This is a genomic window from Prochlorococcus sp. MIT 1306 (assembly GCF_047304515.1).
Lineage (GTDB): Bacteria > Cyanobacteriota > Cyanobacteriia > PCC-6307 > Cyanobiaceae > Prochlorococcus > Prochlorococcus marinus_D.
The window spans coordinates 223,174-245,873 of sequence record NZ_CP138959.1 but is presented as its reverse complement, the minus strand read 5'-3'; the positions used below and the strand labels follow the sequence as shown (position 1 = coordinate 245,873).

Genomic DNA, 22,700 nt, shown 5'->3' with positions numbered 1-22,700 from the left:
CATCAGCCCTGATCAGAGGGTGACCGGATGGGCTTCCTTAATGCCATTGATCGCATGGATGGTGACCAGCAAGCTGGGCGGAATTGGATCATCAATGCTCAGCACCATCACCGCATCACCGCGCACAATGCGACGCCCCACCTGCATCGATGCAATGTTGACGTTGTGTTCACCAAGCACGGAGCCCAACTGACCGATAATCCCAGGCATATCGCGGTGCCTGGTCAGCAGCATGTGTCGACTAGGTGACACGTTGACCGGGAATTCATCAATGGTGGTGATGCGCAGATCGCCATTAGCAAACACCGCACCCGTCACGCTGTGACCGCCCTGGTCACCACGAGTGGTCAGTTGCAAGGACCCCCCGGCAAAATCCTTACTTGTCTCGTCCTTGACCTCCAAGACACGAATGCCACGGCCCTTGGCTTCTAAGGACGCATTCACGTAATTGATCCGATCGCCAAGGGCACTGGTCAGCACCCCCTTGAGAGCAGCAATCACCAGAGGCTGAGAGGGATGCTGAGCGAACTCCCCCTGAAGACGAACTTCAAGCTCCTGCAACTGTCCTCCGGAGAGCTGGCTCACCAACAACCCCAGGGTCTCGGCTAATTGCAAATGAGGCTTGAGCCGCTCCATGATCTCTGCACTGAGGCCAGGGATGTTCACGGCACTGCGGGCAGGAAGACCAAGCAGGACGTCTCGGATCTGTTCCGCCACATCCACAGCCACGTTCTCCTGCGCCTCCGTCGTCGAGGCACCGAGATGGGGCGTAAGGATCAAGCGCTCCTGCACAGAGCGCAGCGGCGAATCGGTAGCCAATGGCTCCTGGGCATAAACATCCAACGCAGCCCCGCCAATCACTCCAGCCGTCAAGGCATCAGCCAGAGCTGACTCATCGATGATGCCACCGCGAGCACAGTTCACGAGCCTTGCTGTGGACTTCATCTTGCCCAGCAATTCCTCATTGACCAAATTCTCGGTATCGGGAGTACGAGGGAGATGCAAGGTGATGTAGTCGGCTTGCTCAAAAAGATTCTCCAAGCTTGAGAGTCGCACCTGCATCTGTTGAGCACGGTCCGCAGAGATGAAGGGGTCGTAAGCGATGACCTCCATACCCATGGCATTGCAGACCCGGGCCACATGGGAGCCGATCTTGCCGAGCCCAACCACGCCAAGAACTTTCTTATAGAGCTCGTTCCCTACATATTTCTTGCGATCCCAACCCCCAGCCATCGTGCTGGCATGGGCCTGAGGCACATGCCGAGAGAGCGAAAGCATTAAAGCCAACGCCTGTTCAGCAGCAGCAATAGTGTTGCCTTCCGGCGAATTCACCACCAGAACACCCTGTTGGGTGGCCGTCGGCACATCAACATTATCGACGCCAACACCCGCCCGACCAATGATGCGCAAACGTCCGCCGGCTTTGATCACATCCGCCGTGACCTGCGTGCCAGAACGGATCATCAGCGCGTCGTAGTCGCCGATCATCGCCTTGAGGTCATCCTCTGACAGGCCCACACGCTGATCCACCTGTGCAACCTGAGCGAGGATGTCAATTCCCGCTTGGTCGATAGGGTCTGAAACCAGAACTTTCGTCATCAACCGGCGCAAGACTGCAGCAGGGCACTGTAGAGATCTACAGGCTCCAAGCCCTGCAGACCACAAAACAGGGTTCAGAATTCAAACGATTGAGGTGTGTTGTATGGCTATTTGCGTTCTTGTTCTCGCCGAAAGAGACCACGCAGATCAATTGAATGAACAACTCAGGGCAGCAGAGACCCCGCTAACCCGCTGTGAGCTGATTCAGCCGGCAACCAACTCAGAAACACAACCTGAGAGAACGGCCTCAGAGGCCAATGGGAATGGCAAGCCACTCCAATCGATCGACATTGATTCAATCGAGAGGCTGAGCCCCAAGCTGACCCGCAGCCGTCGTCAAAAACTGATGGCCTTCTGGTTGCTGCCGTTTGGCTTCATCTTCGGCATCGTCATCACGCTCAGTACAGATATGGATACCTTTGCCAGTTACGGCACCCTGGGTGCATCAATCATCGGAGGACTGCTGGGCCTCGTCTCAGGTTGGATGGGTAGTTATGCAGCCGCAATCAGCGTCAAAATTCCAAACGCTGAAGACGTTCGCATCCTGCGCAATCGCCATGACCAAGGCCAATGGCTGCTGCTGCTAGAGACTCCGATGGGCATCGATTTGCCCTGGAAAGTGCTACGAGAAGCAAATCCCCTCGCCTTGACGAGCCTCAGCGAACTGTGATCTTGTCGCGGCAAGAGCTGCTCAAAGGTTGCCTGGATCCACAAGGCATGGAAGCCCTGCTGGTCCAGGCAGACTCAGTGTTACGGACCTGGCAGCCCAGCTGGAGTGCGTTTGTTTCTGCTCCCTTACGGGAGCAAGCCCTGCATCGGTTTGCCACCCTCACTGATCTGCACTGGCACGCCGACGGTGGTCACCCTGGCGCTGAACGCCAGCGGCTGTGCTGCAGCCGCAGCGAGGATCACCATCACCCCACTCCCTCACAAGCAGCCCCGATTCATGGTCTGCTGCTGCATGGCAACTTTTTATTTGATTCCCCCAGCCCAACAGATCTCCGCCAAGCCCTAGAGGCAATCGACGCTCGACCAGAACAACTTGGAGATCTTTGGATTCGCGGTGATCGCGGTGCACAAGCCCTTTGCACTCCTGAGTTAGCCGTCAATCTCGATGGCCGCAGCAGCAAAGTACGAGAGGTAGAGATCACCTGTGAAGCCGTGGCAGTGGCTCAACTGCAGCCACCAGCCCACCGCCTGACTCGCCGATTGAACAGTGTTGAGGCCTCTTGCAGGATCGATGCAATCGCCTCGGCCGGCTTTGGTCTATCGCGAGCCAAGGTGGTCAATCAAATCAAGCAAGGTCACCTGCGCCTGAACTGGGAACCAGTCCGACAAACAAGTCGAGAACTTGTAGTGGGCGATCGCCTGCAACTTCAGGGTCGAGGCACGCTCAAGGTGCTAGCACTGGAAATGACCAAGCGTCAGCGCTGGCGGGTGGAAATGCTGCGGCACTGAAGATTCGTATCGCCAGGCTGCTAGCTTCTCTGCTTGAAAAGCCACCGGTCACCACTCACTCTGATCGAAGGGCCCCGCGGGCGATTAGCTCAGAGGTAGAGCACTACCTTGACACGGTAGGAGTCACTGGTTCGATTCCAGTATCGCCCACTCCCCTTACAAACACAGGACTCATCGATGGCACGCACTGTGGTCGTGGGGCTTGGACGCTCCGGCATCGGTGCGGCACGACTTCTGCAAGCAGAGGGACATCAGGTCACAGTGCTTGAGCGCAGCATCGAGTCCCATCTCCAAAGCTTGGCAGCTGATCTACGTCTGCAGGGAATTGCTGTCGAGCTAGGCAAACCTCTAGAGCTGACCAGCTTTATCCCTTGGCTGGATCAACTTGATTCCGTCGTCATCAGCCCTGGCATCGCCTGGGACCACCCAACACTGACTGCACTGCGTCAACGCGGCATCGCCATCGATGGAGAGATGGCAGTGGCCTGGCGAAGCCTGAGCCATCTGCCATGGATCGCCATTACCGGCACGAATGGCAAAACAACAGTGACCCACCTGCTCAATCATGTGCTTGAAAGCAATGGCCTCAAAGCACCAATGGGCGGCAATGTTGGCCATGCCGCGGCTGAAATCGCACTCAAATGGCGGCAACCAAAAGCACAGCGCCCCGACTGGCTGGTCATGGAGCTCAGCAGTTACCAGATCGAAGCCGCCCCTGAGATTGCCCCACGCATTGGCATTTGGACCAACCTCACCCCCGACCACCTCGAACGCCACGGCACCCTTGATGCTTACCGAAAGATCAAGCGGGGCCTACTGGAGCGCTCCGAGATCCGCATCTTCAATGGCGATGATCCAGATCTGCGCAGCCAAAGATCCAGCTGGGATAAGGGGCTGTGGGTAAGCAGCGAAGGGCCTGGTACTGCAAACCATCGCGCCGACTTTTGGATTGATGCGGAGGGGCTGGTCAGGGACCCGCAAGGAGCGCTTTTTGCCGCTTCGGCTTTGGCCATGCCTGGACAACACAATCTTCAAAACCTGCTGATGGTGACAGCCGCAGCCCGGAAAACGGGATTGCCAGCTAAGGCCATCGAAGCCAGCCTGCGCTCGTTCCCAGGAGTGCCTCACAGACTCGAAGAGCTTGGGCATATCCAGCAAATGAGCGTCTACAACGACAGCAAGGCCACGAACTATGACGCCGCATGTGTGGGCCTCAAGGCCGTTGCTGCTCCTGCCGTTGTGCTGGCAGGAGGGCAAACCAAACAGGGCGAGGCTTCTGGATGGCTCAAGCAACTACAAAGCAAAGCCTGCGCTGTAATCCTGTTTGGGGCTGGTGCTGCAGAACTAAATGACCTCATCGAAACGTCTGGCTTCCGTGGTGAGTTGCATTGCTGTACCAACCTCAACGCTGCTGTGACTTTGGCCATTCCACTGGGCCTAGAGCGACAAGCCGCCTGCCTGTTGCTTTCACCAGCCTGCGCAAGTTTTGATCAATACCAAGACTTCGAAGCCCGCGGCGAACATTTCCGTAGCCTAATTGCACCACATTTGACGGCCTAGTCTACAGCTAAATAATAACTAACCATGACTTTATGACTCAGTTCTCTGTTCAATAATGAAGCGATTATTGCTCTATTATCAACAGCAAGCAAACTTGCGAATCGCTTATTAATAGCCAGTGCAACATTAAAACTTGACGAGCTGCTTGTTTAACCCTTGAGCCAAAGCGCAAGGCCGCCCCCACGGCCTCTAGCCGCAAGCCACTCTTCATTCGGGGCCATTGAGATCAGAGCAAAGAAAGGCCTTTCTTTCTCTTCGGGCATATCAAGCGGGCGGCTCCATAAAACCCTTGAAGCAAAACTAACTGTGATTCGATCAAAAAAGAAAGGCAGTAAAGGTTGCGATCCCTTGAGCCCTCCTCGACCTGTGAATTCAAGCTTTAGCAAGCCAATGCCAACAGAGTTAGCAATCACCAAAGGCGTGCATTCATGACTCCCATTCTCTTGCCTGAGCTCTAGGCTCGCAGAAAAAAATCGAAGCATCAAAGAAGAGAAGAAGTCTTCCTTCTCTTTGCCTTGCTTCCAAACAGATACAAACTTCCAAAGTCCATTGAGTGAATTAATCTCAATCCCACTGCCTTGTTTTCTCGCCAAGGCTTCAAGTTTTAAAAGCTCCTGCGAAGCGGGAAAACTTTTCATTCTGCTGTCATGCTTGGCTTCGCGGCTAGACAAAGAACAATCACCCTCATGACGATCAATTTAATCACACCAACGCCTAGGGGAATAGTCAAATCAAAACCTATTGACGAACATAAGTGTCTATTTGATAACAAAACTTGGCATAGAGGTGGCCAGCAAAAGGTTAACGACCGACAAATCGTTTACCAATAAAATCGCACTTATACAGTCTGAATCAGCCGAAGAAAAACTCAATCTCCTTTGGCTTCAAGCCTTCCCATCCAGCAGCGATAAGACGTTGATTGAGGCTCTCTTGATCGAAATGCTTGGCGCCTGAACGGACAATTCGATTACGCATCGACTTCTTAACGCCACTTCTCTTTCTCGCACCTTCTTGATCCATGACTTCCTTGTAGAGTTTGAGCATCTCCACAGGAATGGGGCTGCCATCAAGATCTATCCCTGCCTCAATCGCTTGATCAATTGCATCCGGACCAGAAAAATCCATCGGTAAGATTTGAAGACTGCTCGGCTCATCATAGTGCGTTTACAGTTCACAAGAGCTAAGAAGGCAGCAAGGAGAAGCCCAGGGAGAGAGGCCTCGTTCACGCTCTACTGAAACACTGCAATTGCTGAGATCAATTGATTGATTGAAGAGCCAAATACCAAATAGGTACCGTAAACAAGGAAATCAAAGTGCTCCAAGCCACTAATGAAACAGCAACTTGTTGCTCCTGACCGCTTGCTTCCGCTAACAACAAAACAGATATAGCTGTGGGTGTAGCCGCCTGCAAGACAAGGGCGTTAGACATCAAAGTCGACACGCCAAAAACCTTGGCAAGAGCAAACATGAAGGCTGGAAGAAACATCAGCTTTATCAGCAAGCTGGGCCCAACTAATGAGAATAAGGTTCTGTTCGTTAACTGATTGACAGAACCAAAAGAGCCCAAACGGATGCCAACAACCATTAGAGCTAGAACAATCACAATTCTGGATGGGATCCAAAGAGCAGAGGTGATTTGATCATTCCATGGAGTCAACTGAACAAAAAATGCCCCAACCAATCCCTTCGTCGCAGGACTACTAGTCAGAACACGTAAAAGATTAGTCCAAGCAGCTCTTCCTTTCAATTCGGATGAGGAGTTTGCGAAAAGTATGGGTCCTAAACTCCATACCAGTAATGTGGAAGCAAGGTCATAACCAATACTAAAGCTGAGTGCCTGACTTGGCAGAAGAGCCAATGAAACAGGAATCCCGAAATGGCCTGAATTCCCAAAAACACTGCCCAAAAGCAAACTTCGACTGCCAATAAGACTTCTGATTTTTGGGAAAGCTCTAATGACGACTATCAGCAATCCAATCGCAAGTAAGCACATCGCAAGGGCCTCAAAAAGGCGCCAATCCATCCCACACTTGAGCAGAAGACCCATCAGGCTTACTGGTATACCAAAGTTGATAAGAGGTGGCGCTATTTGAGATGAAAGTCTTGCGTTAAAGCGACCAATCAAATAGCCGAGTGCCAGCAAAGGCAACAATTCACTAAAGAGTCGCAGAATCAACATTTAACGAACTCAGTGTAAAAAATTTATGAATCTTGGGCTGAGAATTTGCTTTTGAACCAAAGCTTCAAGAGACTGCCAAACGAGAGAGATAGGAGTCTTTACTGCCTGCATTAATCCAGCCTGTAGCAATCGTTTTCGTGCTTTTATGATTCACTCGGCCACGATGAATATGAGATGGGCCTGCAGGGAAAATGACTAGCTTTCCTCGCTCTGCAGGTTCATGATGTTGCTGCCAATAAAACTCAGTACCAGCTGAATCAAGATCATTGCAATAAAGGATCCAAGCAAGCATTCTATGCACAGGCTCTGTCGCCTCATCGCTGATAGTCCAATCACAATGCCAGCGCTTAAAGCCTTCACCAGGGCCATAACGTTGGATATTAAAAATCGGAATTACAAACAGAGACTGCTCTGGGGAGCAGTCTCTAAATAATGGACGGTCCTGAAGATATTGATCGAGAGCAGCAGTAACACCCCGAACAATCACATCTGAAAGAGCAAATGCCTCTGGATCTGAACGATCAATTGCAACAAGGCTTATATCGGTTGACACTTTGGCTGCTTCTACCTCGGATGAAGATGAGTTATTGCCGAATGCGACTCCACTATGTTGAAGATCAAGGCGCCGATCAAAGAATGACATCACCCCATCAGCAACAGCCTCGAAACCAGGGTTGCGATAGCAAGCAATCAGATCCAAAGACACAGATTTTCAATAGGGATTGATATCAAGTTAATTACCTTTTCAAAGGAATGCCTCTATAGCTCGATTAGCTAGAAAGGTTCATAACGAATAAGACCCCGAGGAAGGGGGGCTAGTAAAACTTTATCCAAACCACCACTTTCTTTTGAGATCCCATGGCAAAACAAGACCCTAACTACTGGTTGATGAAAAGCGAGCCCGATGCCTACGGCATCGACCACCTCAAAAAAGAAGGCAACACCCTATGGGATGGGATTCGCAACTACCAAGCACGCAATTTTATGCGTTCGATGCTCATAGGAGACAAGGCATTCTTTTATCACTCAAACTGCAAGCCTCCTGGAATCGTAGGGCTCATGGAGGTCATTGAAACCGGGCTGGTGGACCCCACACAATTTGATCCAAAAGCCAAGTACTACGACCCGAAGTCATCACCAGACAAGCCGCGTTGGGATTGCGTTCGACTGCATTATCTCGGACGCTTTAGAGAACTCCTAAGTCTAGAAAGTCTCCGGGATAAATACAGCTCTGAGCAACTACCGGTGCTTCGCAAGGGCAATCGCCTCTCAATCTTGCCGATTCCCAAAAGCACTGCTAATGATCTGCTGCAATGGCTTGGACCACTTCACTAAGCCTTCCTCAAAACCAATCACTGAAGAGCTGCTCTTGTCAGAACATATGCCAAGAACGTTGTTGGGGCTCGAACCACAAGCCAACTAACGACGCTTTAGCCAAGCAAGGCACACCCTTCTGCCACTAACGAATAAGCCAGCAGCAGCATTCAAAATCCCTGCATCAGAGAGTCGCTGCGAAACATGTTGGCCACATAAAGCCGGGTGATCTCTCTTGAATCCACCCCGTTCTGCACAAGGAAGCCAGCCAGAGCTGCTTTGATCAACCGATACTGATCCCAATTGGGACATGTCTCGATAAAGCCTGCCATGGCCTCTTGCAGAGGCTGAGGCAACTCGGCCTGGAAGCTGACAACACCATCGAGCCTCACATCCTCTACAACCTCCTGGGCTTGCACCTTTTGAGCTTGCACCATCGGTTGTCTCACAGTTTCTTCTGCGATCTCTTGGACATCCCTCAAGTGCATCTTGACTCCAGAACACGACACCAGTTCTCCACACCTGAACCGCTCCCGTCAAGGCCCCACCCGCGAACCCCTCTCAAGCAGTCTCATGGCAAGAACAACGCTCTGACAGCCTTCCGCCGCAAGGCTGTCAGCATGCAGTCTCGATGGAAAGCAAGAACGATCCACGTCAAGGGGGCAAGCACCTAAGCAGCCCTTTTTCCACATCCTTGAGCCCAGGGGGCAATTCAAGCCTGCAAGCTGTGGAGAAACTGTGAATTACCTTGCGCAAGCTCGGGGAAAGATCAATGATCCCGTTATCGATCAGCCTCTCTAATCATTGGTCAAAGTCCCAGGCGGTTCTCATCGCAGTGGCCATCGCTTGCGCAGCAGGTACTGACCAACATCCTTCAGCGCCACGGGCCTTCTCGCCATCGCCCTGCAAAATCACCTGCAGGCTCCAGCTGTGACGATCACCATCCAGACAAGCCCACCACGGCTGACGTTCCATCTCCAGGCAGATCGATTCCTCTGCCAGCAGCTGATCAACAAGCTGCTGATGTTGGTCAGTGAGCTCAACAACCAGAGACTGCAAACACTGCCACTCATCTTGAGTGAGCTCGAGAGCCCAGCCCTCCCCTCCAATCAGCACCGGGAAGGCTGTCCTGGCAGGGTCCCTGGCAAGTCGCCAGCCAGGCCCCTCCTGTTGAATCAACACCTCAGCCAGGCAACAGATCCGGTTGGTCCTGCTCGTCGCTTAGTTCAACGATGGCACGTGCAACCGGCTTCACACTCGATTCCTCCAAAAGGCCATCAAAATCATCGAAACGGCGCTGCTTCGCCCGAAACGCAACTCGAACCGTAGTGAGGTAGCGGTTGCTCGACTGGCGGATGAGACTCTCCCCACGCTTGGCAAGGTCTTTGGGATCCACTCCCGATGTAATCACAGAAACTTCTTATATATCCAACTCACTGTAGGCGAGCGCTGCTCAGCATTAGGCCAATAGATCACTGTGAAAGGGCACATGCATGGGATAGGTCCGTTGTAAAGAACCCGGCACCCGCAAAACAATCTGTCGGCCAAGTCCCAAGGCCGCCAAGGGAAGCCTCAGATGGGTCAGCAAAGCGCTGACTTCCTCCAAGTGCTCTTCATCCACACACTCAATCCGGATGCTCCCCCAACTACGGGTCATGCGGCAATCGAGCAACGGTTCGAGCTCAGCCTCAATGCAAGGGTCCTCTCGATAAAAAGAGAGCACCAGGCGCTGTAACCGATCCATCGTCATTGTCTCTTAACCTTGTGATGACTACAACCTGGCCATGGCCATGGACATGCCCCCAGAGGGCGAAGAAAAGCTTCAGGTTTTCCAACAAGTTGGCACCCTTGCCATTGACCTTGGGAACACCACCACGGTTGTGGCCTTCCAAGCTGAACGTGCTGCCAGCCCTCAACTCCTCGATCTCCCACCAATCAGCCGTCGCCCGGGAGAAGTCCCAAGTTTGATCTGGGCCGGCCAAAGCAATGACCCCAACCCTCTAGTGGGGCAGCAAGTGGACGAAGCAGGCCTAGTGGGGCAGGGTCACCCAAGCTTGAGCAGAGACTTCAAGCGCTGGATCGGTGCACCTCATCCAACCAAAAGCGATGGCTCTTGCCTCTCGCCAGAACAGGCCGGAGAAATCTTGCTGCAGCAGATCTGGCGCCGACTCCCTCCCCATATCGAGGTGCGACGTCTTGTGCTCACTGCGCCAGTGGAGAGCTATCGCGCCTACAGAACCTGGCTGAATCAGGTCTGCACAACACTGCCGGTCGAAGAGATCGCTCTGGTTGATGAACCCACCGCCGCTGCCATGGGTGCCGGCCTACCCCCAGGCTCCAAGCTGTTGGTGATGGACATCGGTGGCAGCACCATTGATCTCTCCCTCGTGGCCCTCGAAGGTGGTGAAGGACGGGCGGCTCCAATCGCCCAATTACTTCGATTTGCTGGCCAAGATCTCCAGGACAGCAGCAAACAAGCCCTGCGCTGCGCACGCGTGCTTGGCAAGGCTGGACTGAAGCTGGGGGGGCGGGACCTGGATCATTGGATTGCCAATCATCTTTATCCCGACGTTCCGCTCTCAGAAACACTCCTCAATGCTGCAGAGAGGCTCAAATGCCGCCTTAGCCAGGTGGATCTTCGCGCTGAGGCCACCCAGCTGGAGATTGCCGCCGATTCAGAAGGCAATGAAGTCCTGCCTCTACGTCTCTGCCGCAGGGAGCTGGAAGAGCTGCTCATCGCCAGAGGCTTTCTTAACAGCCTGGCCAGCCTGCTCAATGAAACCCTGGCAAGGGGGCGTGGCAATGGTTGCGAACTCAAAGACCTACAGGGGGTCGTAGCCGTGGGCGGCGGCGCACAAATCCCCCTCGTTCGCAGTTGGTTGCAGCAGCAAACGCAACCAGCCCCGCTCCTCACGCCTCCCCCCATAGAGGCCGTTGCTGTTGGAGCCCTGCAACTCACACCGGGGGTCAAAGTTCAGGATGTACTGCACCGCGGAGTATCTCTGCGCTGCTGGGATCAGCGCGGTGGACAACATCATTGGCATCCGCTTTTTCTGGCTGGTCAACCCTGGCCAACAACCGCCCCCCTTGAGCTTGTGCTGGCCGCCAGCCGGATCGATCAACTGGAGCTGGAGGTGGTGCTTGCTGAGCCAGACATCAACGAGAGCCATGAGGTCATCTACATCGATGGCATGCCAACCCTGCAATCAAAGCCAGCAGAGCGCAAACTGCATCCCTGGCCAGGAACCTGCCCTACAGCTTCGCTTGTACTACAACCACCCGGTCAGCCGGGGCAAGACTGCCTGAGGTTGCAATTCTCCATCGACGACGATGCCCAGCTGCAGATGGAGGGGCTAGATCTACGCAGTGGTGAGCGGCTAGACAAGCAAAAGCTTGGCACCGTGCAGTAACTGATTGATCCACACCAACCTCAACGCAATCCAAAGGCAAGACGACCATGGGCTGAACTGACCTCTGTCATCAAGACGAACAGCGCCGATGCATGAACACAAAGTTCACCAGCTCAGCGTGTAGTCCTCATCAAGGCAACTGGCGCAAGTAAACCCCCTCTTCTCCATCCACATCAGAGAGGCGCAATTCGATGCTTTCCGTGCGACGAGTCGGCACTTTGCGACCACAGAAATCTGGTTGAATCGGCACTTCCCGGTGCCCGCGATCCACCATCACCAACAACATCACCCGCTGAGGCCTGCCCCAGGCCTGAAGAGCTTCAAGGGCAGCGCGCACTGTGCGGCCGGTAAAAATCACATCATCCACCAACACAACCTCTCGCCCCTCAACGCTGTTGGGGAGATCGGTGGGTTGCACCATCCGAGTACCGACTCGACCCAGATCATCACGATGAAAGGTGGGGTCCAAACTTCCCTGATCAATGCTATGGCCAGCAATGGGTTCCAACTCTTTGGCCAAGACACGAGACAGATGAACCCCTCGCGTAGGAATTCCCAGGAACAAAAGCTCCCGACTATCAGAAACAGACTCGATTACTTGAGAAGCAAGGCGCGAAAGGGTGCGACCGAGCTCCTGCTCAGAGAGGATCTCAACCCGTTCATCACTACCTTTGTCGATCATGGTCGTGACGATGAAGACGTGAGTTTATGCCGATCTTCTCCTGCCTCCAACAACAATCAATGCGTAAAAGCTGACGGAAGTCAGCACAAATGCAGACCAAGACCAAAGGAGGAAGTAACTTCAATCCGGAGAAGTCCTTAATAAGCAATAGCCGAGTGTGAACATGTCCAGCAGCAGTTCCGGAAATTCAAGGCATTTCGGCCGGGTTGCACCTGTAGTGCTGGCGATCCTTGATGGCTGGGGACATCGTGAGGAACTTGAGCACAACTCCATCCGTAGTGCTGAGACTCCAATCATGGATGCCCTATGGCATGCCTACCCCCACACCCTGATCGAAGCCAGTGGTGCCGCTGTCGGGCTGCCAGACAACCAGATGGGCAACTCTGAGGTCGGTCATCTCACCATCGGTGCTGGCCGGGTGATCCGTCAGGAACTCGTTCGCATTAGTGAAACCGTACAAGCCGGAAGACTGGGGCAAACTCCTGCCCTGATTGCCTTAGCCGAACGGTTGCGCAAGTCTGACAGCACACTTCACCTGTTGGGACTCTGCTCCGATGGCGGTGTCCATAGCCATATCAACCATCTCTGCGGTCTTTTGCACTGGGCTGCCGCCGCTGGGCTCAACAAAGTGGCATTGCATCTCATCACCGATGGACGAGACACCCCGACTCAAAGCGCGAGCAACTACCTACACCAAATCGAAGACGCCATCAACGCCAGTGGAGTAGGTGAGTTGGCCAGCCTCTGCGGCCGCTATTGGGCCATGGACCGTGACCACCGCTGGGAGCGCACGATCAGGGCCTATGAGGTACTCACGGACCCAAATCAATCGATCAGCAGAGTCACTGCCGAAGACGTTCTCAGCGCAAGTTATGCCAACGGCACCACCGACGAATTCCTAGAACCCACACGTCTTAGCAATAACTACTTCAAAGACGGGGATGGCCTCGTGATGTTCAACTTCCGTCCTGACCGCGCCAGGCAATTGGTGCAAGCCCTCACTCTTCCAGACTTCGATGGTTTCCCTCGAACCAATCAGCCCAGCCTCGATGTCGTTACCTTCACCCAGTACGAACACGATCTCCCTGTAGCAGTTGCCTTCCCAGCCGAATCACTCGACGATCTGCTCGGTCAGGTGGTCTCTGAACACGGCCTACGCCAATACCGCACCGCCGAAACAGAGAAGTATCCCCACGTCACATATTTCATGAATGGTGGCATCGAACAGCCACTAGCAGGCGAGGAGCGTCATCTTGTGCCATCCCCCCGCGTGGCCACCTACGACCTGGCTCCAGCGATGGCTGCGGACACGCTGACCGAGAGTTGTGTGAAAGCGATTGAGAGTGGCGTGTATTCACTGGTCATCATCAACTACGCCAATCCAGACATGGTCGGGCACACCGGTGTGATGGGAGCCGCTCAGGAAGCCATCAGCACCGTGGACCGCTGCATCGGCCGATTGCTGGATTCGACCGGACGAATGGGCGGCACTCTGTTGATCACGGCAGACCATGGCAATGCTGAACTGATGCAAGGTTCAGATGGTCAGGCTTGGACGGCTCACACCACGAACCCCGTGCCTGTGATCTTGGTCGAAGGAGAGAAACGCAAGCTGTCTGGCTACGGCAATGACGTCCAGCTGCGTGCAGGCGGTGGCCTGGCTGACATCGCACCCACGCTGCTGCAACTGCTGGATTTACCTAAGCCCGATGCCATGTCAGGCTTAACGTTGATTCAAGCCATTGAGTCACCAACACCCTCTGCAAGACTCCCTCAACCCGTTTGAGGCGAACGATCACGAGCTGAGGTCAGAGCATGATCAACACATCCCTAGACTGAGGCCATGATTACCTCTGTTCTCTCCTGGGTCTGGGTCGCTTCTGGCGTGCTCTTGATGCTGTTGGTCCTGTTGCATAGCCCCAAGGGTGGTGGCATGGGAGGGATATCCGCTAGCGGCAGCTCCAGTTTCACAAGCACCAGCAGTGCCGAGGCAACCTTGGACAGGATCACCTGGACATGCCTAGCCATATTCTTGACTCTTGCAGTGATCCTTAGCGCTGGCTGGCTCACTTGAGCTGAGCTTTGATTCCTCCGTAGGCAAGCAAGATCATTGCCAAAAGGATTGAACAAACATGTGATGAACCTCGCCAATCGAGATCGAACTCATCACCATGTTTTTGCATGCCAAACTGAAACTTAACCCCTCCCTGCATAACTCAGAAGCAAGGCAGCTAGTGGAATACACCTCAAAGCAAAAAAGAAAGTTGAGCATGGCAACAGGAAGGAAAGCAGGCCCATCCAAACTCACCGCGATTTAGCATAGACATAGCTTATTCAAAAGATTGCCTGCCTTAAGTTATTATTTAAATAGGTAATTGCATTCGATCAGCAACATGCGCTGGCCTAAAGCAGCAGCAGGAACGCAAAGACCATCTTGGGCACAAGAAGAATCTCATCACTGAGCCAAAAAGCAATTTTAGTGATGCTTAATTAAGCACAGATGGCTCAAATTACATATCAAGCTATGTTGTATACGATAAGCAGCAAAGACAATGAAGAGAGAATCTCTGATGCATAGTCGAAGAATTACAATCTGCTTCTGCGGCTTATAATGAAAACAACAACAAAACGAAGGGATGAGAAGTCAAGCATCAAAGTGTCTTGCTCCCAAAAGCAAGTCAAAGCTCCTTTGCTAAAATCAAGAGGCTAAACACTATGCTCCAAATGGGATTCAAGCTATAATCAAAGTGTAGGTGATGGCGACTTGCTCTATTGATTTCTTATCGACAAGACATTTATCGGAAACCCAAAATGGCAAAGGCACCAGAGGAGAAGACGTCAAAAGCGCCAGAAGAAAAGATCACGACCGATACAATCATCTTACTTCTTATCAGGATTACTTTTATTGTTTTTGACTCATTTAAAAGGCTTGTCTCTCTGCTTAATGCTGGGGTAACGAAAGACACACAAACGAATGAAAAGCAAATAGTTCCCGCCAAGGACTCAAATGATAAGCTAAAAGGATTACTCAAGAAAGAATTAGTTGACCTGGTCATTGCCTATGAGAAAGAAACAGGTATTGACCATCAAAGCGTCAAATAATTAGCCGGTCCGCAGCTCAGCGAGAGGCTGCCAGCCCATTCAGTGGCATTCTTGCCAGCAAATCAGTGTCCCATAAAAAATCATTTGCCCTGAAAATCAAATGCCTCCCAAAGGAAAAGAACTTGCAACAATCATAGAGAAGGCCTCTCCTTTATATGATTACTGGAAATCACAACAAAATGAAGAAGACGAAAAGGCGAGATTGTCAAAGGCAAGCTCAAGTAGTCCGGCATCATATCTATTCAAAGAAGAGCCATACAAATGGGAGAACCTCTATCAAAGTATTACCAGGGAGGTTGCAAGAGGTGACCGAGACTCAATCAGAGGCCTAAGGGTAATCCTCGATACGATCAACAGTTCAGAGAAAGAAAAGATGCTGAAAGCATTTGGCGACAACAAAATCATTGAAGGGGAGATGCTATTACTGGTCAAACAGGAAGGCGCAAACAAAACATCAACAAAGAAGAATTTATTTAGATTTGCGCGCATACTATTTGCGATCTTCACTAATCCATATGGCATCGAAATGAAGCGTACAAAAGCACACATTTATGAACGCACTGGTGCCGCTATCTATGCATTAAGGAAAGCGATATCATAAAAATTTCTACAGTAAGTTCGGCTTCAAATTGATCTGTCAATGCAAGCATCAAGACAGCAATGATCATGACTCTTGATCAGCACAACTCTCTAATAGTTACTACCAGCGATCGTCCTTGATATCGGCCAAAAAAAAGCACCCAGGAGGGTGCTTTTGATCTGTTCTTGATGACATGTAACTTGTGACTTGTGGGACTCCGAAGAGTCCCGGCTTTGATCAGTAGTCGAAGTCACCACCCATGCCGCCACCGCCTGCAGGAGCTGCCTCCTTTTTCTCTGGTAAATCAGCAACGATGCACTCAGTGGTCAGCACCATGCCAGCAATCGAGGCCGCATTCTGCAAACCAGAACGGGTGACTTTGGCAGGGTCAACAATGCCTGCAGCAAGCATGTCGATGTAATCCCCAGTAGCAGCGTTATAGCCGTCACTGATGGGCCTGCTCTTGACGTTCTCGGCCACGACAGCACCATTGGCGCCGGCATTCTCAGCAATGCGCATCAAGGGAGCAGCCAGGGAAGCCTCCACGATGTTGGCACCGATCAGCTCCTCACCGCTGAGGTTGCTATTGGCCCACTTCTGCAGATCAGAAGCGAGGTGAGTCAGTGTGGTGCCACCACCTGGGACGATGCCTTCCTCAACTGCTGCCTTGGTGGCGTTGATGGCGTCTTCAAGACGGAGCTTCTTGTCCTTCATCTCGGTTTCGGTGGCAGCACCCACCTTCACAACAGCAACGCCACCGGCCAACTTGGCTAGTCGTTCCTGCAGCTTCTCCTTGTCGTAGGTCGAGTCAGTCTCGTCCATCTGCTTTTTGATCTGCTCGCAACGCCCTTTCACCGCCGTCTCATTGCCCTCGGCAACGATGGTTGTGGTGTCCTTATTGATGGTCACACGGCGCGCTGTACCAAGCATTTCCAGCTTGGCATTGTCCAATTTAAGACCGGCGTCTTCGGTGATCAACTGACCATTGGTCAGCACTGCCATGTCTTCGAGCATGGCCTTACGGCGATCACCAAACCCAGGCGCCTTCACGGCAGCCACATTCAGCACACCACGAAGACGATTGACCACCAAGGTTGCGAGAGCTTCCTTCTCAATGTCCTCAGCAATGATCAGCAGGGGCTTGCCAGTGCGGGCAATCTGTTCAAGCACAGGCACCAGATCCTGTACCAAGCCAATCTTCTTATCAGTGAGGAGAATGTAGGGCTCATCCAGCACAGCCTCCATCCGCTCAGTGTCAGTGGCGAAGTAAGGGGAGATGTAGCCCTTATCGAAACGCATCCCCTCGGTGACCTCCAGTTCAGTGGTCATCGACTTGCCCTCTTCAAGAGAGATCACACCTTCCTTGCCAACTTTGTCCATGGCGTCAGCAATCATCTGACCCACTTCCTCGTCGTTGCCGGCAGCAATGGTTCCACACTGAGCAATGGCGTTGCTGTCACTGATCGGCTTGGCCAGCTCCTCAATCTTGCTCACGAGGAAGTCGGAAGCCTTGTCGATCCCCTTCTTCAAGGAGATTGCATTGGCACCAGCAGCCACATTGCGCAAGCCGGCCTTCACCATGGCATGAGCCAAAACAGTGGCTGTGGTCGTGCCATCACCTGCAGCGTCATTGGTCTTCGAAGCTGCCTGCCGGATCAGAGCAACACCGGTGTTCTCAATGTGATCTTCAAGCTCAATCTCTTTAGCGATGGTGACGCCATCGTTGATGATTTGGGGTGCACCAAACTTTTTCTCAAGCACCACATTGCGGCCTTTGGGCCCCAGTGTGACGGCCACGGATTCGGCCAGGATGTCAATGCCGCGCTCGAGGGCACGTCGAGCTTGCTCGTTGTAAATAATGCGCTTAGCCATGGGAGGCGTTGTCCTTTAAAAATGATGGATTTGGTCAGTTGAAAGCCGGTGTCAGCCGCAAAGATCAGTTGACGACAGCCAGGATGTCCTTCTCGGACAACAGCACGTACTCATCTGTGCTGAGCTTGATGTCTGTACCTGCGTACTTGCTGTAAAGAACCTTGTCTCCAACTCCCACTTCGGGAGCCTGGCGGGAACCATCGTCATTGCGCTTTCCAGGGCCAACTTGAACCACCTCGCCCACCTGGGGCTTTTCCTTGGCGGTGTCAGGCAAAAGGATGCCGCCCGCAGTTTTCTCCTCTGATTCAGAGACTTTCACAAAAACGCGATCTCCGAGAGGCTTAACGGTGGAGACGCTGAGAGAAACAGCTGCCATGGGTGTATTGAAAGAGCAAGAACAGGGCGCCTAAGCACCACATAACGACCTGGAGTAGCACTCGTGGCCATTGAGTGCCAACCCTATGTGTGTTGATGCTGTGCCGACTAGTCGATCCCTGTGCGGGTCACCGAACCCTGAGAAGTTCTCACCATGCAGTGGTAATGTTGCGCCGCTCTGTAAGGGCATGCGTTAGACACGCAACCCCTGCAAAACTCTATTTTCTTATGGCCGCTGCAGCTACCGCCACCGCCGGCACCAAGGGCGTCATTCGCCAGGTGATTGGCCCGGTTCTGGATGTGGAATTCCCTGCCGGCAAGCTGCCCAAGATCCTCAATGCCCTTCGTATTGAGGGCAAGAACCCATCCGGTCAGGATGTTGCCATCACTGCCGAAGTGCAGCAACTCCTCGGCGATCATCGAGTGCGTGCGGTCTCCATGAGCAGCACAGATGGTCTTGTTCGTGGCATGGAAGCCCTCGACACCGGCTCTGCAATTTCCGTGCCAGTTGGTGAAGCCACTCTGGGCAGGATCTTCAACGTGCTCGGCGAACCAGTTGATGAGCAGGGTCCTGTTACAACCGATGCAACTGCCCCGATTCACCGGCCAGCGCCAAAACTCACTGAGCTAGAGACCAAACCAACAGTTTTTGAAACTGGCATCAAGGTGATTGATCTCTTGGCTCCTTACCGTCAAGGCGGCAAGGTTGGCCTCTTCGGTGGTGCCGGTGTGGGCAAGACCGTGCTGATTCAGGAGCTGATCAATAACATCGCCAAAGAGCACGGTGGCGTGTCTGTCTTTGGTGGGGTGGGCGAGCGCACTCGTGAAGGCAACGACCTCTACGAGGAATTCAAAGAATCCGGAGTGATCAACTCCGACGACCTGTCGAAGTCGAAGGTAGCTCTTTGCTTCGGGCAGATGAATGAGCCCCCTGGCGCCCGGATGCGCGTGGGTCTTTCAGCTCTCACCATGGCTGAGCACTTCCGCGACGTGAACAAGCAAGACGTGCTGCTGTTCATCGACAACATCTTCCGTTTTGTGCAGGCCGGATCAGAAGTCTCTGCTCTATTGGGTCGCATGCCTTCCGCCGTGGGCTACCAGCCCACCCTTGGCACCGACGTTGGTGCACTTCAAGAGCGCATCACATCAACCCTAGAGGGATCGATTACATCGATTCAGGCCGTCTACGTTCCAGCAGATGACCTCACCGACCCCGCACCAGCCACAACTTTTGCCCACTTAGACGCCACAACTGTGCTGGCTCGTGCATTGGCCGCCAAGGGCATTTACCCAGCTGTGGATCCTTTGGATTCCACCAGCACCATGCTTCAGCCATCAGTTGTTGGCGATGAGCATTACCGCACAGCACGAAGCGTGCAGGCCACACTGCAGCGCTACAAGGAACTGCAAGACATCATTGCCATCCTTGGTCTCGACGAACTCTCAGAAGATGATCGCCGCACAGTAGATCGAGCCCGCAAGATTGAGAAGTTCCTTTCCCAGCCCTTCTTTGTCGCCGAGATTTTTACCGGCATGTCCGGCAAGTACGTCAAGCTGGAAGAAACCATCGCCGGCTTCAATATGATCATGGCCGGTGAACTAGACCATCTACCTGAGCAAGCCTTTTACCTGGTTGGCAATATCGACGAGGTGAAAGCGAAGGCCGAGAAGATGGCTTCAGAAGCAAAGGGTTAAAGCCCAGCTGGGAGTGAGACATCTCTCCGCTGATCACTTTCATCCCCATTCAGTTTCTCCACGTCAAACCCAAGCCTCCGAACCATGTCTCTCACCCTCCGCGTTCTGGCACCTGACCAGAGTGTGTTCGACGGCACTGCCGAAGAGGTGATTCTTCCCAGCACCACAGGCCTAATTGGCATCCTGCCAGGCCACATATCGCTTGTCACAGCCCTGGATATCGGTGTGATGAGGGTTCGAACCAATGGGGCCTGGAACTCCATTGCCCTGATGGGTGGATTCGCCGAAGTTGAGGCAGACGATGTCACCGTGTTGGTGAATGGTGCCGAACTCGGCGATAGCATTGATGCAACAAAGGCTGAAGCAGAGCTGGAACAAGCCAAAGCCAAAGTGAGCCAAATGGAAGGTCAGGAACCCTCAACCGAAAAAATAAAAGCACAGCAGACCTTCAATCGCGCCCGCGCGCGAGTTCAAGCCACTAAATAAGCAAATCAATAGGCAGCTGCTGAGGAGACATTGAGTTGACTCTGCAGCTCTTACTCGACAGCGCAGACCCAAGCGAATGGGAAGCATGGCTTCCCACAGGCCTTTTTACTGGCATCACAACCAACCCAACACTGCTCAGGCGAGCCCAACAACCCTGCCAACTTGATCATCTCAAGAGCTTGGCTGGTGCAGCCGAACGACTTGGTTGTTTAGAGCTACATCTTCAAGCATGGGGAAAGCATGCCATTGAGCTAGCAGAATGCGGCGCTGCCTTGGCTCAATTGACGACTCCAGCTCTCACTGTTCACGTCAAACTGCCGATTACCCAAGCAGGCAGCCAAGCAGCAAGCACCCTGATCGGCACAGAAATCCCCATCACATTCACGGCCTGTTTTGAAGCCCCCCAGGTCTTAATCGCTGCGGCCTTGGGCGCTCAACACATCGCCCCCTACCTCGGACGGATTAACGATCAAGGCCGTGATGGCTACACCGAATTGATAGCAATGCAACGAGCCCTAGAAGGAGTTGGCAGCAGCTGCAAACTCCTGGTGGCTAGTTTGCGCAATCGTCGTGATCTCAGCCATTTAGCGGCAGAAGGAATCGACACCTTCACGATCAGTGCTGAGCTGGCTGAGGAGCTGTTTGAGGTCAAGGCCACCTTGGAAGCTGCTGCTGCGTTTGAGCAAGACGCTTTCCCTGCAGCCTGAACTGCAAGCTCGCCCATGAAGCCTCCGCTTCAGTCTCCCGATTAAAAAACTCCGCCTTAAAGGCGGAGCGGGTCTGCAGGCTTCATTCGATCGGCTGGCTTGATTAAGCCGTACCGCAAAAGGTGACGTCTGGAAACTTTAGCTTGGCTTCTTCGAGATTCTTACCCTTGCCCTCTTCCTGCCAGTAGTTGATCACTTCCGTGGCCTTATTGAGCACCTCAACGCGCTCGTTATCGGTGATCCAGCTCTTGCCTTCTAGCTCACCTTTAAGTGTTTCCCAGGCATCTTCGCGAGGCCAGAAAAAGTAAGCCGTAAGAGGGCTGGGACCACCGCCAACGATTTGATCAACAGCCAAAGCCACGTTGTCTGGCAGCCACAGAATCTTCAGCAAGAAGCGACCTTCATCGGCCTTTGGGGTATATCCAGAAGGAACACCATCAGCATCGATCGTTGCAGTCGCTAGAGCAGCACTGCCACCACGCATCACAGGACGGCCTTCCTGAGGCTCCTCCTTGGCCTGCTCCTCCTTGGGTTGCGCCTGATCTTCAACGACGTCCGTCGTGGCCTGTGGATGTGCCTCAGCCACTGCAGCGTCCGTGCTCGCGACCTCTTGATCAGCGGCAGCGCCTTCGGAAACCGTCATGCTCTCTGCGCTCAAGGAATCTGAACAAACAACTAACCTAACAGTCGCTCAACACTCTCTATCCACTGAACCTGCAAGGCCTGCTGCTGTTTGACATCGACGGCGTGATCCGCGATGTAGCAGCCAGCTACCGCCGCGCCATCCAGGAAACAGTGCACCATTACAGCGGCTGGTGTCCCAGCGTCGCTGAGATCGACACACTCAAAACAGAAGGCATCTGGAATAACGACTGGGACGCCAGCCTGGAGCTCCTAAGACGAGATCAGGGAAGCCGTAACCAAGCCCTAGAGCTACCGAGCCGCGAGCAGCTCATAGAGGTGTTTAGTCGTTTTTATTTTGGCGGTGATCCCAATAGCAACCCAAGCAATTGGCAGGGCTTTATCCGCAATGAGCCACTGCTGGTCAATCAAAGATTCTTTGAGGAGCTGAGTTCGCTCGGCTTCGCCTGGGGGTTTGTTAGCGGTGCTGAGCCTCCTTCTGCCAGATTTGTATTGGAACAACGCTTGGGGCTCAAGCATCCAGCCTTGATCGCCATGGGCGAAGCACCTGACAAACCAGATCCCACTGGCCTGCTTCAACTAGCCAGCCAACTTGCTGGTAGGAGATTGGGTCAAGGCGTTCCAACAGTCGCCTACCTAGGCGACACGGTGGCCGATGTGCGCACAGTGATCAATGCCCGCCAGCAACAACCCGAGCAGCAATGGATAAGCCTGGCCGTAGCGCCACCCCATTTGCATGGGATCGAGCAACAAGAAGCACGCAACGCCTATGAAGATCGACTGAAGCAGGCCGGCGCCGATCACATTCTGAGCTGCACAACCGATGCGATCGAGACCCTCAAAAACTGGTGAAGATGTCGTCTGGCCAGGTTCGGCCATCCCCTTAATCTCGCGCAGAGCTGCTAAGGAATTTGGTTGGAAGCATGGCTAATGCTTGAGCGCTGATGCCGCCAGCCCATGGCTCGAGCAAAACGCTTACTGCCATCTGGCTGCAGTTTCCACATCACGCTGCGCTGCAATAGCCGGCAGTTCTTAAGTG

At 53.2% G+C, this 22,700-nt stretch carries 27 protein-coding genes, 1 tRNA gene and 1 pseudogene; 16 read left to right on the top strand and 13 right to left on the bottom strand.

All coding sequences use genetic code 11. The features are described 5' to 3' along the window. Window positions 1-12 precede the first annotated feature (12 nt). Window positions 13-1,599 carry a phosphoglycerate dehydrogenase gene (gene serA, locus SIB74_RS01230; protein WP_063396425.1) on the bottom strand — a complete coding sequence of 529 codons (1,587 nt, stop codon included), beginning with the start codon at window positions 1,597-1,599 and terminating at the stop codon, window positions 13-15. A gap of 103 nt (window positions 1,600-1,702) precedes the next feature. On the opposite strand from serA, the gene SIB74_RS01225 reads away from it, so the two are divergent. The 4 genes from SIB74_RS01225 to murD all read left to right on the top strand — a co-directional run bounded on the left by SIB74_RS01225 (window position 1,703) and on the right by murD (window position 4,617). Then, window positions 1,703-2,269 carry a hypothetical protein gene (locus tag SIB74_RS01225; RefSeq protein WP_063396299.1) on the top strand — a complete coding sequence of 189 codons (567 nt, stop codon included), beginning with the start codon at window positions 1,703-1,705 and terminating at the stop codon, window positions 2,267-2,269. Beyond that, window positions 2,266-3,057, top strand: a complete 792-nt coding sequence (locus SIB74_RS01220) for a photosystem II S4 domain protein (protein WP_063396300.1) — start codon at window positions 2,266-2,268, stop codon at window positions 3,055-3,057. Before SIB74_RS01225 ends, SIB74_RS01220 begins: the two co-directional genes overlap by 4 nt. A 78-nt stretch (window positions 3,058-3,135) precedes the next feature. After that, a tRNA-Val gene (locus SIB74_RS01215) sits at window positions 3,136-3,207 on the top strand. 27 nt (window positions 3,208-3,234) lie between these two features. Continuing rightward, window positions 3,235-4,617 (top strand): UDP-N-acetylmuramoyl-L-alanine--D-glutamate ligase, encoded by a 1,383-nt coding sequence (gene murD / locus SIB74_RS01210; RefSeq protein WP_063396301.1) that lies wholly within the window; start codon window positions 3,235-3,237, stop codon window positions 4,615-4,617. Window positions 4,618-4,766: 149 nt separating this feature from the next. Here murD and SIB74_RS01205 read toward each other — a convergent pair whose 3' ends face one another. From SIB74_RS01205 to SIB74_RS01190, 4 genes are all read right to left on the bottom strand, one after another. Next, complete coding sequence (locus SIB74_RS01205; RefSeq protein WP_063396426.1) at window positions 4,767-5,255, bottom strand: hypothetical protein; 489 nt, start codon at window positions 5,253-5,255, stop codon at window positions 4,767-4,769. A gap of 214 nt (window positions 5,256-5,469) precedes the next feature. After that, entirely contained in the window at window positions 5,470-5,742 is a 273-nt protein-coding gene (locus SIB74_RS01200) for a DUF4090 family protein (protein WP_063396302.1), read from the bottom strand. A 130-nt stretch (window positions 5,743-5,872) separates the two neighbouring features. Further along, on the bottom strand, window positions 5,873-6,796 hold the full coding sequence (locus tag SIB74_RS01195; protein ID WP_063396303.1) for an AEC family transporter: 924 nt from the start codon (window positions 6,794-6,796) through the stop codon (window positions 5,873-5,875). Window positions 6,797-6,860: 64 nt separating this feature from the next. Beyond that, window positions 6,861-7,496, bottom strand: coding sequence for a 2OG-Fe(II) oxygenase (locus tag SIB74_RS01190; RefSeq protein ID WP_063396427.1), 636 nt, complete (start codon window positions 7,494-7,496; stop codon window positions 6,861-6,863). A gap of 158 nt (window positions 7,497-7,654) precedes the next feature. Here SIB74_RS01190 and SIB74_RS01185 point away from each other — a divergent pair, with 158 nt between their 5' ends. Continuing rightward, window positions 7,655-8,131 (top strand): EVE domain-containing protein, encoded by a 477-nt coding sequence (locus SIB74_RS01185; RefSeq protein ID WP_063396304.1) that lies wholly within the window; start codon window positions 7,655-7,657, stop codon window positions 8,129-8,131. Between the two features lie 149 nt (window positions 8,132-8,280). On the opposite strand, the gene SIB74_RS01180 is transcribed toward SIB74_RS01185, so the two are convergent. After that, the gene (locus SIB74_RS01180; RefSeq protein ID WP_063396428.1) at window positions 8,281-8,547 is read right to left on the bottom strand and encodes a DUF2811 domain-containing protein; all 267 of its coding nucleotides are present in this window, start codon (window positions 8,545-8,547) and stop codon (window positions 8,281-8,283) included. A gap of 30 nt (window positions 8,548-8,577) precedes the next feature. Here SIB74_RS01180 and SIB74_RS01175 point away from each other — a divergent pair, with 30 nt between their 5' ends. Beyond that, entirely contained in the window at window positions 8,578-8,784 is a 207-nt protein-coding gene (locus SIB74_RS01175) for a hypothetical protein (RefSeq protein WP_413681762.1), read from the top strand. Between the two features lie 127 nt (window positions 8,785-8,911). On the opposite strand, the gene SIB74_RS01170 is transcribed toward SIB74_RS01175, so the two are convergent. Genes SIB74_RS01170 through SIB74_RS01160 form a run of 3 tightly spaced genes read right to left on the bottom strand, consistent with a single transcriptional unit; the run spans window position 8,912 to window position 9,854 of the window. Then, window positions 8,912-9,289 carry a DUF1818 family protein gene (locus SIB74_RS01170; protein ID WP_063396429.1) on the bottom strand — a complete coding sequence of 126 codons (378 nt, stop codon included), beginning with the start codon at window positions 9,287-9,289 and terminating at the stop codon, window positions 8,912-8,914. Window positions 9,290-9,293: 4 nt separating this feature from the next. Then, a complete protein-coding gene (locus SIB74_RS01165; RefSeq protein ID WP_063396305.1) occupies window positions 9,294-9,521 on the bottom strand; it encodes a DNA-directed RNA polymerase subunit omega in 228 nt (75 codons plus the stop codon). 48 nt (window positions 9,522-9,569) lie between these two features. Continuing rightward, window positions 9,570-9,854 (bottom strand): hypothetical protein, encoded by a 285-nt coding sequence (locus SIB74_RS01160; protein WP_063396306.1) that lies wholly within the window; start codon window positions 9,852-9,854, stop codon window positions 9,570-9,572. Window positions 9,855-9,894: 40 nt separating this feature from the next. Between SIB74_RS01160 and SIB74_RS01155 the strand changes: the two genes are divergently transcribed. Beyond that, window positions 9,895-11,520 carry an Hsp70 family protein gene (locus SIB74_RS01155; RefSeq protein ID WP_063396307.1) on the top strand — a complete coding sequence of 542 codons (1,626 nt, stop codon included), beginning with the start codon at window positions 9,895-9,897 and terminating at the stop codon, window positions 11,518-11,520. Between the two features lie 130 nt (window positions 11,521-11,650). On the opposite strand, the gene pyrR is transcribed toward SIB74_RS01155, so the two are convergent. Next, the gene (gene pyrR, locus SIB74_RS01150; RefSeq protein ID WP_063396308.1) at window positions 11,651-12,202 is read right to left on the bottom strand and encodes a bifunctional pyr operon transcriptional regulator/uracil phosphoribosyltransferase PyrR; all 552 of its coding nucleotides are present in this window, start codon (window positions 12,200-12,202) and stop codon (window positions 11,651-11,653) included. 163 nt (window positions 12,203-12,365) lie between these two features. Here pyrR and gpmI point away from each other — a divergent pair, with 163 nt between their 5' ends. The 4 genes from gpmI to SIB74_RS01130 all read left to right on the top strand — a co-directional run bounded on the left by gpmI (window position 12,366) and on the right by SIB74_RS01130 (window position 15,905). Next, window positions 12,366-13,988 (top strand): 2,3-bisphosphoglycerate-independent phosphoglycerate mutase, encoded by a 1,623-nt coding sequence (gpmI, locus tag SIB74_RS01145; protein WP_063396309.1) that lies wholly within the window; start codon window positions 12,366-12,368, stop codon window positions 13,986-13,988. A gap of 57 nt (window positions 13,989-14,045) precedes the next feature. Next, window positions 14,046-14,276, top strand: a complete 231-nt coding sequence (gene secG / locus SIB74_RS01140; RefSeq protein WP_011825182.1) for a preprotein translocase subunit SecG — start codon at window positions 14,046-14,048, stop codon at window positions 14,274-14,276. Window positions 14,277-15,013: 737 nt separating this feature from the next. After that, entirely contained in the window at window positions 15,014-15,304 is a 291-nt protein-coding gene (locus SIB74_RS01135; protein ID WP_156486141.1) for a hypothetical protein, read from the top strand. A gap of 100 nt (window positions 15,305-15,404) precedes the next feature. Further along, window positions 15,405-15,905, top strand: coding sequence for a hypothetical protein (locus SIB74_RS01130; protein WP_063396311.1), 501 nt, complete (start codon window positions 15,405-15,407; stop codon window positions 15,903-15,905). 216 nt (window positions 15,906-16,121) lie between these two features. On the opposite strand, the gene groL is transcribed toward SIB74_RS01130, so the two are convergent. Next, entirely contained in the window at window positions 16,122-17,756 is a 1,635-nt protein-coding gene (groL, locus tag SIB74_RS01125; protein ID WP_063396312.1) for a chaperonin GroEL, read from the bottom strand. A 64-nt stretch (window positions 17,757-17,820) separates the two neighbouring features. Next, window positions 17,821-18,132: a co-chaperone GroES gene (groES, locus tag SIB74_RS01120; RefSeq protein WP_011130818.1), complete on the bottom strand. Its 312-nt coding sequence runs from the start codon at window positions 18,130-18,132 to the stop codon at window positions 17,821-17,823. Window positions 18,133-18,359: 227 nt separating this feature from the next. Here groES and atpD point away from each other — a divergent pair, with 227 nt between their 5' ends. From atpD to SIB74_RS01105, 3 genes are all read left to right on the top strand, one after another. Then, complete coding sequence (gene atpD, locus SIB74_RS01115) at window positions 18,360-19,826, top strand: F0F1 ATP synthase subunit beta (RefSeq protein WP_063396313.1); 1,467 nt, start codon at window positions 18,360-18,362, stop codon at window positions 19,824-19,826. A gap of 84 nt (window positions 19,827-19,910) precedes the next feature. Then, a complete protein-coding gene (atpC, locus tag SIB74_RS01110; RefSeq protein ID WP_063396314.1) occupies window positions 19,911-20,312 on the top strand; it encodes an ATP synthase F1 subunit epsilon in 402 nt (133 codons plus the stop codon). 35 nt (window positions 20,313-20,347) lie between these two features. Then, window positions 20,348-21,019 carry a transaldolase family protein gene (locus SIB74_RS01105; protein WP_063396315.1) on the top strand — a complete coding sequence of 224 codons (672 nt, stop codon included), beginning with the start codon at window positions 20,348-20,350 and terminating at the stop codon, window positions 21,017-21,019. Between the two features lie 103 nt (window positions 21,020-21,122). On the opposite strand, the gene SIB74_RS01100 is transcribed toward SIB74_RS01105, so the two are convergent. Beyond that, window positions 21,123-21,662: a 30S ribosomal protein PSRP-3 gene (locus tag SIB74_RS01100; RefSeq protein WP_063396316.1), complete on the bottom strand. Its 540-nt coding sequence runs from the start codon at window positions 21,660-21,662 to the stop codon at window positions 21,123-21,125. Between the two features lie 65 nt (window positions 21,663-21,727). On the opposite strand from SIB74_RS01100, the gene SIB74_RS01095 reads away from it, so the two are divergent. Both SIB74_RS01095 and SIB74_RS01090 read left to right on the top strand, forming a co-directional pair. After that, complete coding sequence (locus SIB74_RS01095; protein WP_074159146.1) at window positions 21,728-22,513, top strand: TIGR01548 family HAD-type hydrolase; 786 nt, start codon at window positions 21,728-21,730, stop codon at window positions 22,511-22,513. A 105-nt stretch (window positions 22,514-22,618) separates the two neighbouring features. After that, a pseudogene (locus SIB74_RS01090) lies at window positions 22,619-22,696 on the top strand (transposase); the annotation flags it as partial. Window positions 22,697-22,700: the final 4 nt, after the last annotated feature.